A 12,326-nucleotide genomic window follows, 5' to 3' on the forward strand; every position below is an offset into this window, starting at 1 on the left:
CGCAGAGGAGTCATGTCGAATATTTTCGTGATCGCCAACCAGAAGGGCGGGGTCGGCAAGACCACCACCACGGTGAATCTCGCCGCCGGGCTGGCCGCACAAGGACAGCGCGTGCTGCTGGTCGACCTGGACCCACAGGGCAATGCGTCGATGGGCTCGGGTATCGACAAGCACACGCTGCAATCCAGCGTGTACCAGGTGCTGGTCGGGCTGGCGACGATCCCGGAGGCGCGCCAGCGTTCGGAGGCCGGCCGCTACGACGTCCTGCCGGCCAACCGCGACTTGGCCGGCGCCGAAGTCGAGCTGGTTGACCTGGAGCATCGCGAAAACCGCCTCAAGCGCGCGCTGGCCGAAGTGGATGCCGACTATGACTTCGTCCTGATCGATTGCCCGCCGTCGCTGTCGTTGCTCACGCTCAACGGTCTGTGCGCAGCGCACGGCGTGGTCGTGCCGATGCAGTGCGAGTATTTCGCGCTCGAAGGGCTGTCCGATCTGGTCAACACCATCAAGCAGGTGCACGCCAACCTGAACCGCGACCTGAAGGTGATCGGCCTGCTGCGCGTGATGTTCGATCCGCGCGTGACGCTGCAGCAGCAGGTGTCGGCGCAGTTGGAATCGCACTTTGGCGACAAGGTTTTCAAGACGGTGATCCCGCGCAACGTGCGACTGGCCGAGGCGCCGTCATACGGCATGCCGGGCGTGGCGTTCGATCCGGCATCGAAGGGCGCCAAGGCCTACCTGGATTTCGGCGCGGAGATGATCGCGCGCGTGCGGCAGATGGCCGACATGCCGGCCTGATGCCGTAAGAGGAACAACATGAGCACGATGAAGAAGAAGGGACTGGGCCGCGGCCTCGAAGCGCTGCTGGGCAGTCCCGCCGAGATTGTCGAAACCGCTAAGCAAGAGGGCGCCCCGACGGTGCTGAAGCTCGAGCAGATGCAGCCTGGCAAGTACCAGCCGCGCACGCGCATGGACGAGGGCGCGCTGCAGGAGCTGGCCGCCAGCATTCGCGCGCAGGGCTTGATGCAGCCGATCCTGGTGCGCAAGGTCGAGTCCGACGGCCCCAGGCAAAAGTACGAGATCATCGCCGGCGAACGCCGCTTCCGTGCTTCGCGCATCGCCGGCCTGACCGAAGTGCCGGTTCTGGTGAAGGAGGTGCCGGACGAATCCGCCGCCGCCATGGCGTTGATCGAAAACATCCAGCGCGAAGACCTCAATCCGTTGGAAGAAGCGCAGGGCATTGCGCGCTTGGTGCGTGAATTCCAGTTCACGCATGAGCAGGCTGCCGAGTCGGTGGGCCGTTCGCGCAGCGCTGTGTCGAACCTGCTGCGCCTGCTGAATCTCGCTCAGCCCGTGCAGACCATGCTGATGGCCGGCGACCTCGACATGGGCCACGCCCGCGCGCTGCTGGCGGTCGATGGTGCCACGCAGATCACATTGGCAAACCAGATCGTCAACAAGCGCCTGTCGGTGCGCGAGACGGAAAAGCTGGTGGCCTTGACGCTCAAGCCATTCGAACTGAAGTCGCTCAAGCAGAAGGGCGGTCATCAGAATGGCCGTGATGTCGCGCGTCTGGAAGAAGAATTGGCCGACACGCTGGGTCTGGGCGTGCAGATCAAGCTGGCAGCCAAGGGCCGTGGTCAGTTGACCGTGCAATTCGGCAGCCTTGATGAGTTCGATGGCTTGCTCGCGCGCCTGCGCCCGGATGGCGACGAGTCGGTCGCCTGAGCCGCGCAGCCGCGACAGTTTGACGCAGGCGGCATAATCCGCGTGGTTGCGCCAATTGCGAGCAACCATGCCGCACCGAATCAGTGCCATTACCTCCCACGTCATCGACGCCGCGATCGCACAACATCATCATGGAATCAACAGGGCGCCGCTCCGTCAGGCGGATTCGGCGCTCTGGCAGTAGCGCGCCACTGCGCGCGGAGCGGGGAACGCAGCCGCTCTGGGTGCTGTCGAAGGCGCCCGCACGACCGTTCGTTTGCGCGTTGACTGGCCTACGCCATGTCCCGTAAAATCGTGCGGTTTTAAATCCGCCTGACCCAAAGCGGTGCGGCATGATGAAAGACCATTCTTCCATGCAGCCAGCCAAGCAGTCAGCTAAACGTCGGCGGCCCGATTCTTACGCTTCGTTGGAAGCCGCCCGACCCGAGTCGGCGCAGGCTCCGAAGCATGACCATTGGGACGACGACGCGGGGAAGACGGAGCCGCCGGTGCATGTGCTCTCGCATGACGAAGCGGTCGCTCTGTTCGGAGAGCAGGCCCTCCGGGCTTCGCGTATCACGCCCTTCTCCATCGTGCTCGGCCAAGTGGCCATCACACTGTTGTGTGCGCTCGGGTGGTATGTCGGTAGCTGGTTCGCGGGCACGGGTGCTGCGTCAGCGGGGCAAGCCGCGCTGTCGGCCCTGTTGGGCGGCGGCGTGTGCGTGGTGCCTTCGGCATGGTTCGCGATGCGACTGTCGACGGCCAAGGGATTCGAATCCATCGCCCGCCTGGTGGTGGGTGAAGCGATCAAAGTGCTCGGCACCGTCGCGCTGCTGGTGGTCGTGGTGGTGATGTTCAAGGGGCTGCATTGGCCGCCCTTGCTGATCACCCTGATCCTGGCGCTCAAGATGTACTGGGTCGGTCTCGCATTGCGATGACGGGCCCGAGCCTGCGGCCATGCGGCAGGCGAATGGGAAGTGTCGGAACACGGCAGGAACACGCGGCAGGAGAGGCCCCGGTTCATTGCACTGACACTCCGCAAGGATAAGGTGGCGCGTTCAAGCCGCGTGCAGTCCGCGATCGCCAGGGAAACTTGGCTGAATCGGGCGCGAGCAGGAACGGGTCACGAAGAATGTTTCGCAATATTGGACTGAATCATCATGGCAACTGAAGTCGCAGAAGCCGCCGGCCACGCCGCCGAGCACGCTCTCACGCCTTCCGCGTATATCGCGGAGCATTTGCAGAATTTCAATAGCCTCGGCGCCAAGCAGACGTCGATCGTCGATTTCTCTGTCATCAACTGGGACACGATGTTCTGGTCCGTGTTGATGGGCGTGATCGGCCTGATCTTCCTGGGCATGGCTGCGCGCCGTGTCACCTCCGGCGTGCCGGGTCGCTTCCAAGCTTTTGTTGAGCTCGTTGTCGAGATGGTCGATGACCAGGCGAAGGGCATCATCCACGGCGATCGCTCCTGGATCGCCCCGCTGGCCCTGATGGTCTTCGTGTGGGTCACGCTGATGAACGCGGTCGACCTGATCCCGGTGGACTGGGTCTTCGGCGTCAACCACCTGCTCGAAACTTTTGGCCTGCACGTGCCACACCATCGCGCGGTAGCCACGGCCGACCTGAACGGCACCTTCGGCATGTCGTTCGCCGTGCTGGTCCTGATGATCTACTACAGCTTCAAGATCAAGGGCGCGGGCGGCTTCGCGCACGAGCTGCTGTCGGCTCCGTTCGGCGCCAAGTGGTATCTCGCGCCGTTCAACCTGATCCTCAACATCATTGAATTCCTCGCCAAGGCTGTGTCGCTGGGCATGCGGTTGTTCGGCAACATGTACGCGGGCGAACTGGTGTTCCTGCTGATCGCGCTGCTTGGCTCGATCTGGACGTTCGGTGCCGATTTCTCGGCGCTGGGTTTCGTGGGTCACGTGGTGGCCGGTGCGGCGTGGGCGATCTTCCACATCCTGATCGTTCTGCTGCAAGCGTTCATTTTCATGATGCTGACGCTGGTGTACATCGGCCAGGCACATGATCACCACTAAGTAGCGGTTCAGGTTCTCCGGTTCCGTTTGGTTTTTTCAAGTTCCTAAGTTCTTAGTCTTTCACGTAAAAGGGAGTCATCATGCAAGCATTTCTCGCCAACATCCAAGGTCTGACCGCCATCGGTATCGGCATCATCATCGGCCTGGGTGCCATCGGCGCCTGCCTCGGCATCGCACTGATGGGTGGCAAGTACATCGAAGCCTGCGCACGTCAGCCTGAACTGATGAACCCGCTGCAAACCAAGATGTTCCTGCTGGCTGGCCTGATCGACGCGGCATTCCTGATCGGCGTTGGTGTGGCCATGCTGTTCGCGTTCGCCAACCCGCTGCTGTCGGTCATCAAGTAATTCTTTTCGGTCTGCATGATGCCGGAGGCGGCTTGGGATGGCGCAACGCGCAGCCCTCGCCGCTTCGTGCATTGATCCGTAGTCTCAATACCGAAAGGAACACACCATGAACCTGAACGCCACACTCGTCGCGCAGATGGTCGTGTTCTTCATCCTGTGGTGGGTTGTTGCCAAATTCATTTGGCCGCCCCTGGTGAAGGCGCTCGACGAACGCGCGAAGAAAATCGCCGATGGCTTGGCTGCTGCCGATAAGGGCAAGGCCGAGCTGGAGCTGGCCAACAAGCGGGTCGAGCAGGCACTGACCGAAGCGCGCAATGAAGGCGCGCAACGCATCCAGGACGCTGAAAAGCGTGCCCAGATGAGCGCCGACGAGATCAAGCAAAACGCCCAAGCCGAAGCCGCGCGCATCATCGCGCAAGCCAAGGCCGAAGCCGAGCAGCAAACCGTGCGCGCGCGTGAATCGCTGCGTGATCAGGTTGCCACGCTGGCCGTCAAGGGTGCCGAGCAGATCCTCAAACGCGAAGTCAATGCGCAGGTCCACGCCGATCTGCTCAATCAACTCAAGGCTGAGCTGTAATCATGGCAGAACTCGCAACCGTTGCCCGTCCGTACGCAGAGGCGCTGTTCCGCGTGGCGAAGGCCGGCAATCTGGGTGCATGGTCTGAGCTCGTGTCGGAAATGGGGCAAATTGCCGCCGTGCCCGACATGAAGGCAGTCGCCGATGATCCGAAGCTCTCCAAAGCCGATGTGGCGGGGATCTTCCTGTCGGCGCTGAAATCTCCGGTTTCGCATGAGGCGAAGGAACTGGTTGGCCTGCTGGTGGCCAACAAGCGACTGTCGCTGCTGCCGGAAATTGCCGCGCAATTCCATGTGCTGCGGAATGCCAGCGAAGGCGCCGCCGACGTCGAGATCACCAGTGCGTTCCCGCTTGAGGGCGCGCCCCTGACCGAACTGGTCGCCACGCTCGAACGCAAGTTCGGCAAGAAGCTGCAGGCTCATGTGAGCGTCGATCCTTCGTTGATCGGCGGCGTGCGTGTGCAGATTGGCGACGAAGTGCTCGACACCTCGGTGCGCGCGCGCCTGACGCAGATGCAGTCTGCGCTGACCGCCGCGTAATGCTGTTTTGCGAGGCGCTGATGCAATCGACGACATCGCGCCCGCAGACAGATTGAAGAATTAGGAGCATTCGATGCAACTGAACCCCTCCGAGATCAGCGACCTGATCAAGTCCCGTATCGAGGGCTTGAAGGCTGGCGCTGACGCAAAGAACACCGGCACGGTCATCTCCGTGACGGACGGCATCTGCCGCATTCATGGCCTGTCGGGCGTGATGCAAGGCGAAATGCTGGAATTCCCGGGCAACACGTTCGGCCTCGCGCTGAACCTCGAGCGCGACTCCGTCGGCGCTGTGGTGCTGGGTGAGTACGAGCACATTTCCGAAGGCGACGAAGTCAAGTGCACGGGCCGCATTCTGGAAGTGCCGGTTGGCCCGGAACTGCTGGGCCGCGTGGTCAACGCGCTGGGCCAGCCGATCGACGGCAAGGGCCCGATCAACGCGAAGAAGACGGACGTGATCGAAAAGGTCGCTCCGGGCGTGATCGCGCGTCAATCGGTGAGCCAGCCGGTGCAGACCGGCCTGAAGTCGATCGACGCAATGGTGCCTATCGGCCGTGGCCAGCGTGAGCTGATCATTGGCGACCGTCAGACCGGCAAGACCGCCGTGGCAGTCGACGCCATCATCAACCAGAAGGGCAAGGGCATCTTCTGCGTGTACGTGGCAATCGGCCAGAAGGCTTCGACGATCGCCAACGTGGTGCGCAAGCTCGAAGAGCACGGCGCGCTGGAATACACGATCGTGGTGGCCGCTGCCGCTTCCGACTCGGCTGCCATGCAGTACCTGTCGGCCTACGCCGGCTGCACGATGGGCGAATACTTCCGCGACCGCGGCGAAGACGCCCTGATCGTGTATGACGATCTGACCAAGCAAGCTTGGGCGTACCGTCAGGTTTCGCTGCTGCTGCGCCGTCCGCCTGGCCGTGAAGCTTACCCGGGCGACGTGTTCTACCTGCACTCGCGTCTGCTGGAGCGTGCTGCGCGTGTGAACGCCGAGCACATCGAGAAGATCACCAACGGTGAAGTCAAGGGCAAGACCGGTTCGCTGACCGCACTGCCCGTGATCGAAACGCAGGCCGGCGACGTGTCCGCGTTCGTGCCGACCAACGTGATCTCGATTACCGACGGCCAGATCTTCCTGGAAACCGACTTGTTCAACGCAGGTGTGCGCCCCGCAATCAACGCCGGTATCTCGGTGTCGCGTGTGGGTGGTGCTGCTCAGACCAAGGTCATCAAGAAGCTGTCCGGTGGTATTCGTACCGACCTGGCTCAGTATCGTGAATTGGCTGCGTTCGCGCAGTTTGCTTCCGACCTGGACGAAGCGACCCGCAAGCAGCTCGAGCGTGGCCGCCGCGTGACCGAACTGCTCAAGCAGCCGCAATACCAGCCGCTGCAAGTGTGGCAGTTGGCCGCATCGCTGTACGCTGCCAACAATGGCTTCCTCGACACCGTGGACGTGAAGGACATCCTGGCTTTCGAAAAGGGCCTGCACGACCACCTGAAGACGAAGTACGCCGACCTCATCAACCGTATCGAAGACACGAAGGATCTGTCGAAGGACGATGAGGCCGCCCTGCGTGCCGCGATCGAGGATTTCAAGAAGTCCGCCGCGTTCTAACCGCGTCATTCCCGCAACTGGCCGCGCGTAGCCTGCGCGGCCAGGTCGGAACGGAGAGAGTGAAATGGCCGGAACAAAAGAAATCCGTACCAAGATCAAGAGCGTGCAAAACACGCGCAAGATCACCAAGGCGATGGAAATGGTCGCCGCATCCAAGATGCGCAAGGCGCAGGAGCGGATGCGTGCTGCCCGTCCGTATGCCGAGAAGATTCGCAACGTGGCTGCGCACATGGCACAGGCCAATCCGGAGTACAAGCACCCGTTCATGGTCGCGCGCGACGTCAAGCGCGCCGGCCTGATCGTGGTGACGACGGACAAGGGCCTGTGCGGTGGCTTGAACACCAACGTGCTGCGTGCCGTCACCAACCAACTGCGCGACCAGCAGAACAAGGGCATCGAGACGCAAGCGACCGCTATCGGTACCAAGGGCATGCAGTTTCTGGGCCGCATCGGCGCGAAAGTGGTCTCGAACGTCGTGCACATGGGCGACACGCCGCATCTGGAAAAGCTGATCGGTGCGATCAAGGTCCAGCTCGACGCGTTCACGGCTGGCCAGATCGACGCCGTGTACCTCGCGTACACCCGCTTCATCAACACGATGAAGCAGGAGCCGGTGGTCGAGCAGCTGTTGCCGCTCACGGCCGACAAGCTGACGCAGACCGCCGCCGAGAAGCAGGCCTACTCGTGGGATTACATCTACGAGCCGGATGCCCAAACGGTAGTCGACGAGCTGCTGATCCGCTATGTCGAGGCGCTGGTGTACCAGGCGGTGGCCGAGAACATGGCCTCCGAGCAATCGGCCCGGATGGTGGCGATGAAGGCAGCCTCGGACAACGCGAAGAACGTGATCGGCGAACTGCAACTGGTCTACAACAAGACCCGTCAGGCAGCGATCACGAAGGAACTGTCCGAGATCGTCAGCGGCGCGGCAGCGGTCTGACGCCCACGGCAAAGATTTAAGTTATTGGAGATACAAATGAGTATCGGAACGATTGTGCAGTGCATCGGCGCCGTGGTGGACATCCAGTTCCCGCGCGACGCAATGCCCCATATCTACGAGGCGCTCGTGCTGGAAGACAGCAACGAGAAGTCGTTCGCCGAGAAGGGCCTGACCTTCGAAGTGCAACAACAGCTGGGCGACGGCGTGGTGCGGACCATTGCACTGGGTTCGTCCGACGGCCTGCGCCGCGGCATGGCGGTCAAGGGTACCGGCGCTGCGATCTCGGTGCCGGTCGGTCACGGCACGCTGGGTCGCATCATGGACGTGCTGGGTCGCCCGATCGACGAAGCCGGCCCGATCGCCTGCGACGAAAAGCGCGCGATTCACCAGAAGGCCCCGAAGTTCGACGAGCTGTCGCCGTCGGTGGACCTGCTGGAAACCGGCATCAAGGTGATCGACTTGGTCTGCCCGTTCGCCAAGGGCGGTAAGGTGGGTCTGTTCGGTGGCGCCGGCGTCGGCAAGACCGTGAACATGATGGAGCTGATCAACAACATCGCCAAGCAGCACTCGGGCTTGTCGGTGTTTGCTGGCGTGGGCGAGCGTACCCGTGAGGGCAACGACTTCTACCACGAAATGAAGGACTCCAACGTGCTCGACAAGGTGGCCATGGTGTTTGGCCAGATGAACGAGCCGCCGGGCAACCGTCTGCGTGTGGCGCTGACCGGCCTGACGATGGCCGAGCGCTTCCGTGACGAAGGCCGTGACATCCTGTTCTTCGTCGACAACATCTACCGCTACACGCTGGCCGGTACCGAAGTGTCGGCACTGCTGGGCCGTATGCCTTCCGCCGTGGGCTATCAGCCGACGCTGGCTGAAGAAATGGGCAAGCTGCAGGAACGTATTACGTCGACCAAGACCGGCTCGATCACATCGATCCAGGCCGTGTACGTGCCTGCTGATGACTTGACCGACCCGTCGCCGGCAACGACCTTCCTGCACTTGGACTCGACCGTCGTGCTGTCGCGTGACATCGCTGCACTGGGTATCTACCCCGCAGTGGATCCGCTCGACTCGACCTCGCGCCAGCTCGACCCGCAAGTGGTTGGCCAGGAGCACTACGAAGTCGCCGACCGCGTGAAGAAGACGCTGCAGCGCTACAAGGAACTGCGCGACATCATCGCAATTCTGGGCATGGACGAACTGTCGCCGGAAGACAAGCTGGCCGTGGGCCGTGCTCGTAAGATCCAGCGTTTCCTGTCGCAGCCGTTCCACGTGGCAGAAGTGTTCACGGGCTCACCGGGCAAGTACGTGCCGCTGAAGGAAACCATCCGCGGCTTCAAGATGCTGGTGGACGGCGAGTGCGATCACCTGCCGGAACAGGCGTTCTACATGGTCGGCTCGATCGACGAGGCCTTCGAGAAGGCCAAGAAGCTCCAGTAAGCGGCGTCTTTCGACCTCATGCGTTGTTGCGGCTGCCTGGGTTTAGCCCATTCGGTAGACAGTTACTGTCTACGGCAGCCGCGCCTAGCCTGAGGCCGAAATACTTGCTTCCTGAAGTGTGTTTAGGAAGCGGCTTTTCTGAGCAAAGGAATCGAGATGGCAACCATTCATGTAGACGTCGTCAGCGCCGAGCAGGAGATCTTCTCCGGCAATGCCAAGTTCGTGGCACTGCCGGGTGAAGCCGGCGAGCTGGGCATTCTGCCCGGCCACACGCCGCTGATCACGCGCATCAAGCCGGGCGCCGTGCGCATCGAGAAGGAAGACGGCGGCGAAGAGTTCGTGTTCGTTGCCGGTGGCATTCTCGAAGTGCAGCCGAAGAAGGTGACCGTGCTGGCCGATACCGCAATCCGCGGTCAGGACCTGGACGAAGCCAAGGCGAACGAAGCCAAGCGTGCGGCCGAAGAGGCGCTGCAGAATCAAAGCAGCGACCTGGATCTGGCCCGTGCGCAAGGTGAACTGGCTGTGGCCGCTGCGCAGTTGGCAGCGATCGCGCGCCTGCGTCGCAAGCGCTGAGCGGTTTGCGCCGGCTCCGTTGCGAGCCGGCATGGACCCAAGAAGAAGCAGCCCACATGGGCTGCTTTTTTGTTGCTGTCGCGACCGTGTTTAGCGGTGTTCCTCCTCACGCCGTTGTGGCTCGCGCTGCGGCTCGTTGTGGCCGCCTTGCGGTTGTGGGTGCGGCTGTGCCGGCGCGGCTTCGTGACGCTGCTCGACGTGCGGCGGCTGAGGCTGAGGCTGCGGTTGGGGCGGGCGCGGCAGCGGTTGCGATGGATGGATTTCCACAGAGCGGGGCGGCTGCGGCGCCGGACGTGGTGCCTCGAAGTGCGGTTCGGGCCGGCGCGGTTCCGGGCGCTGCATCTGCGGCTCAGGGCGCGGGCGTTCCTGCGGTGCTGGTGCGTTCGGCCGGATGATCTCGGAGGGGCGCGGCTGCGGCTGCTGGGCTTGTCCGGGGCGATGGTCCTCGCGCGCCGCACCGCTGGGCGTGCCCTCGTGCGGCAGTGGGCGAGTGGTCATGCCTGTGGGCGACTGCGGCGGCAGCGACGGCTTCGGCATGGCGCCACGCTCTTCACTGCGGCGCTCCTGCGGTGGCACGGCACCGGGCTGTTGGCCGGGTCGTGTGGTCGTGCCAGGCGTCATCAGCGTTTGCGGCGACGGCGGAGCGCCATGCGGGGTCTGCGCATTCCCCGGCGTCGGCGGGTTGCTCGTGCCGTGCGGGGCATTAGGCTCGTTGCCCGGACGCGGCTGGGCTTCGCCGTGCGGCATGTTGGCTGGAGCGGCGCGCGTCAGGCGAAGGCCTGCGGCTTGCGCACTGGCGGGCACCGGCTGCGCGCCAGCATTGACCGGCCCATGTGCCGGTGCAACACGTGCAGAAGGATTGCCACCGACCCACGCCGGGCCCGCGCCGGGCAGCGCGCCGCCCTGCGAATGGAAGCGCTGGGCCAGCGCGTCACGGCTGGCTGCGGGTTCCGCAGGTGCGCGCACCGCGACCGCCTGCCGCGCGAACACCTGGGCCGGCGGCAACGGATGCGTGCCATTGGCTGCCGCCGCGCCCACCAGACTCGCCTTCACGGGCGCCAGCGCCGGTGTGGAGACGATCTGCGCATGGGCCAGTTGTGCGCGCATCTGCTCCGGGCGCAGTCTGGTCATCGCGGGGCCGACCGGCTGGCCGTTCACGAAGGTCTTGGCCGGCACCGCCGTCAGCGCAGCCGGGTTGTTGGCGTTGGCGTACGTGACGCGATTCACGTTGGTGATGTTCGTCACGGTGTTATTGATGATGGTCTTGTTGACCGTGATGTTGTTCACCACCACCGTCTTGTTGATGTTGGTGACGTAGGTCGGGCTGGCCGCATAAACGGGGCGATACGCCTCGCCCGGGGCGAGCGGGAACCACGCCACACCCGGCGAGCCGATCGAGATGCTGATGCCCCAGCTCACGCCGCCGCCGCCACCGCCGCCCACGAAGCCGACCAGTGCCGGCGCATACACCGGACGCGGCGCCACTGGCCCCGGCACCCAGCACCAGGTCGTGCCCACATACGCCCAGCGGCCATAGTGGAACGGCGCGAAGCCCCAGGGTTCGTCGTCGACCCAGGTCCAGCCCCACGGCGCCACCCACGCCCAGTGGCCGGTACGGTACGGCGCCCAGCCGGCCGGTACCGCGCTCGGCACCCACACGGCGCCGTAGCCATCTTCCTCGCGCCACGAGCCGTAGCCATCCAGCGCTTCGTAGCCGGTCATTTCGCGGCCAACATAGCGGGCGGAGATGGAGGCATCCTCGCGCGCGTCGCGCGATTCGGCCCAGTGGTCGAATGCATCGCGGTTCGGGTTGTCCATGCCCCCGGCTTCGGCCAGGTCGGTGCCGCCGAAGCGGATCTGCTGGCCGGCGGAAAGCGGTACGGAGCGGTTATCGCCATAGGCTGTGCCGTCGCCGTGCCAGACGGTGACGGTGGTGCTGGAGCCGTCCGGCGCGACATCGAGGCGGTACTCGCCCGGCGCCTGCGGCGTGAAGGCCAGGTTGGGCGTATCGATCTCGACGGTCTGGTCGGGCGGCAGGGCGCGCACGCGCACCGACAGCGCGCCCTGCGTGAGCTTGACCTGTGTGTTGCGGTCGTCCAGATCGACCAGCGTGGCGCCGGTGTTCTGGCCCAGACGCAGCGCAGTGGAGCCGACGTGCAGTTCCGTGCGGCTGCCTTGGTCGGACCACAGGCGGTCGCCCGTGGTGAGCGGCCGGTTGAGCGTGGCCCCGGCCCAGTCGTCGGAGCCGGCGGGCGCGAAGCTCACCGCGCCGGAGAAATCGGACAGACGCGCCACGCGCGAGGCCGGGTCGGCGGCCAGCGCGGCCTGCGCGCCGCACACCAGCAGCACGGCGGCGACACCGACCGCGCGGAGCACATGAGGCAGCCGCGGCCCGCTGCGGCGGATGGAATGGGAAGAAGTGGACATGATGAGCCCTCGCTCGGTTTCTTATTGACGGCGTGCGCCGCTTGGATGCCTCTATTAAACGCAGCAGGCGACGAAGGGGCGACTTGCTTTTGTAAGAGCGTGTATCGCGTCGGCACGGA

Annotated in this window: 12 protein-coding genes; 11 read left to right on the forward strand and 1 reads right to left on the reverse strand. The window is 64.0% G+C overall.

The window, feature by feature from the left end:
* The first annotated feature begins 12 nt into the window (after positions 1–12).
* From B4F51_RS12925 to B4F51_RS12975, 11 genes are all read left to right on the forward strand, one after another.
* Positions 13–798 carry a ParA family protein gene (locus tag B4F51_RS12925; protein WP_296226088.1) on the forward strand — a complete coding sequence of 262 codons (786 nt, stop codon included), beginning with the start codon at positions 13–15 and terminating at the stop codon, positions 796–798.
* Between the two features lie 18 nt (positions 799–816).
* Positions 817–1,728, forward strand: coding sequence for a ParB/RepB/Spo0J family partition protein (locus B4F51_RS12930; protein ID WP_296226090.1), 912 nt, complete (start codon positions 817–819; stop codon positions 1,726–1,728).
* A gap of 353 nt (positions 1,729–2,081) precedes the next feature.
* The gene (locus B4F51_RS12935) at positions 2,082–2,645 is read left to right on the forward strand and encodes an ATP synthase subunit I (protein ID WP_349676282.1); all 564 of its coding nucleotides are present in this window, start codon (positions 2,082–2,084) and stop codon (positions 2,643–2,645) included.
* A gap of 222 nt (positions 2,646–2,867) precedes the next feature.
* The gene (atpB, locus tag B4F51_RS12940) at positions 2,868–3,749 is read left to right on the forward strand and encodes a F0F1 ATP synthase subunit A (RefSeq protein WP_296226092.1); all 882 of its coding nucleotides are present in this window, start codon (positions 2,868–2,870) and stop codon (positions 3,747–3,749) included.
* Between the two features lie 80 nt (positions 3,750–3,829).
* On the forward strand, positions 3,830–4,096 hold the full coding sequence (atpE, locus tag B4F51_RS12945; protein WP_003262709.1) for a F0F1 ATP synthase subunit C: 267 nt from the start codon (positions 3,830–3,832) through the stop codon (positions 4,094–4,096).
* 106 nt (positions 4,097–4,202) lie between these two features.
* Entirely contained in the window at positions 4,203–4,673 is a 471-nt protein-coding gene (locus B4F51_RS12950) for a F0F1 ATP synthase subunit B (RefSeq protein WP_296226093.1), read from the forward strand.
* 2 nt (positions 4,674–4,675) lie between these two features.
* Positions 4,676–5,212 (forward strand): F0F1 ATP synthase subunit delta, encoded by a 537-nt coding sequence (locus B4F51_RS12955; RefSeq protein ID WP_009239555.1) that lies wholly within the window; start codon positions 4,676–4,678, stop codon positions 5,210–5,212.
* 73 nt (positions 5,213–5,285) lie between these two features.
* The gene (gene atpA, locus B4F51_RS12960; RefSeq protein ID WP_296226094.1) at positions 5,286–6,827 is read left to right on the forward strand and encodes a F0F1 ATP synthase subunit alpha; all 1,542 of its coding nucleotides are present in this window, start codon (positions 5,286–5,288) and stop codon (positions 6,825–6,827) included.
* 64 nt (positions 6,828–6,891) lie between these two features.
* On the forward strand, positions 6,892–7,767 hold the full coding sequence (gene atpG / locus B4F51_RS12965; protein ID WP_296226095.1) for a F0F1 ATP synthase subunit gamma: 876 nt from the start codon (positions 6,892–6,894) through the stop codon (positions 7,765–7,767).
* Between the two features lie 36 nt (positions 7,768–7,803).
* Positions 7,804–9,207, forward strand: coding sequence for a F0F1 ATP synthase subunit beta (atpD, locus tag B4F51_RS12970; RefSeq protein WP_296226096.1), 1,404 nt, complete (start codon positions 7,804–7,806; stop codon positions 9,205–9,207).
* A 156-nt stretch (positions 9,208–9,363) separates the two neighbouring features.
* Positions 9,364–9,780, forward strand: coding sequence for a F0F1 ATP synthase subunit epsilon (locus B4F51_RS12975; RefSeq protein ID WP_296226097.1), 417 nt, complete (start codon positions 9,364–9,366; stop codon positions 9,778–9,780).
* Between the two features lie 90 nt (positions 9,781–9,870).
* On the opposite strand, the gene B4F51_RS12980 is transcribed toward B4F51_RS12975, so the two are convergent.
* A complete protein-coding gene (locus B4F51_RS12980) occupies positions 9,871–12,207 on the reverse strand; it encodes a DUF6600 domain-containing protein (protein WP_296226098.1) in 2,337 nt (778 codons plus the stop codon).
* Positions 12,208–12,326: the final 119 nt, after the last annotated feature.

Origin of the sequence: Ralstonia sp. UBA689, assembly GCF_002298975.1 — a bacterium.
Classification (GTDB): domain Bacteria; phylum Pseudomonadota; class Gammaproteobacteria; order Burkholderiales; family Burkholderiaceae; genus Ralstonia.

What these genes read in the sequence shown, in the direction of transcription:
- B4F51_RS12925 (WP_296226088.1), top strand. Translation starts at nt 13, where the DNA reads ATGTCGAATATTTTCGTGATCGCCAACCAGAAGGGCGGGGTCGGCAAG.
- B4F51_RS12980 (WP_296226098.1), bottom strand. Translation starts at nt 12,207, where the DNA reads ATGTCCACTTCTTCCCATTCCATCCGCCGCAGCGGGCCGCGGCTGCCT.
- B4F51_RS12935 (WP_349676282.1), top strand. Translation starts at nt 2,082, where the DNA reads ATGCAGCCAGCCAAGCAGTCAGCTAAACGTCGGCGGCCCGATTCTTAC.
- atpE (WP_003262709.1), top strand. Translation starts at nt 3,830, where the DNA reads ATGCAAGCATTTCTCGCCAACATCCAAGGTCTGACCGCCATCGGTATC.
- atpG (WP_296226095.1), top strand. Translation starts at nt 6,892, where the DNA reads ATGGCCGGAACAAAAGAAATCCGTACCAAGATCAAGAGCGTGCAAAAC.
- atpD (WP_296226096.1), top strand. Translation starts at nt 7,804, where the DNA reads ATGAGTATCGGAACGATTGTGCAGTGCATCGGCGCCGTGGTGGACATC.
- B4F51_RS12975 (WP_296226097.1), top strand. Translation starts at nt 9,364, where the DNA reads ATGGCAACCATTCATGTAGACGTCGTCAGCGCCGAGCAGGAGATCTTC.
- B4F51_RS12930 (WP_296226090.1), top strand. Translation starts at nt 817, where the DNA reads ATGAGCACGATGAAGAAGAAGGGACTGGGCCGCGGCCTCGAAGCGCTG.
- atpB (WP_296226092.1), top strand. Translation starts at nt 2,868, where the DNA reads ATGGCAACTGAAGTCGCAGAAGCCGCCGGCCACGCCGCCGAGCACGCT.
- B4F51_RS12950 (WP_296226093.1), top strand. Translation starts at nt 4,203, where the DNA reads ATGAACCTGAACGCCACACTCGTCGCGCAGATGGTCGTGTTCTTCATC.
- B4F51_RS12955 (WP_009239555.1), top strand. Translation starts at nt 4,676, where the DNA reads ATGGCAGAACTCGCAACCGTTGCCCGTCCGTACGCAGAGGCGCTGTTC.
- atpA (WP_296226094.1), top strand. Translation starts at nt 5,286, where the DNA reads ATGCAACTGAACCCCTCCGAGATCAGCGACCTGATCAAGTCCCGTATC.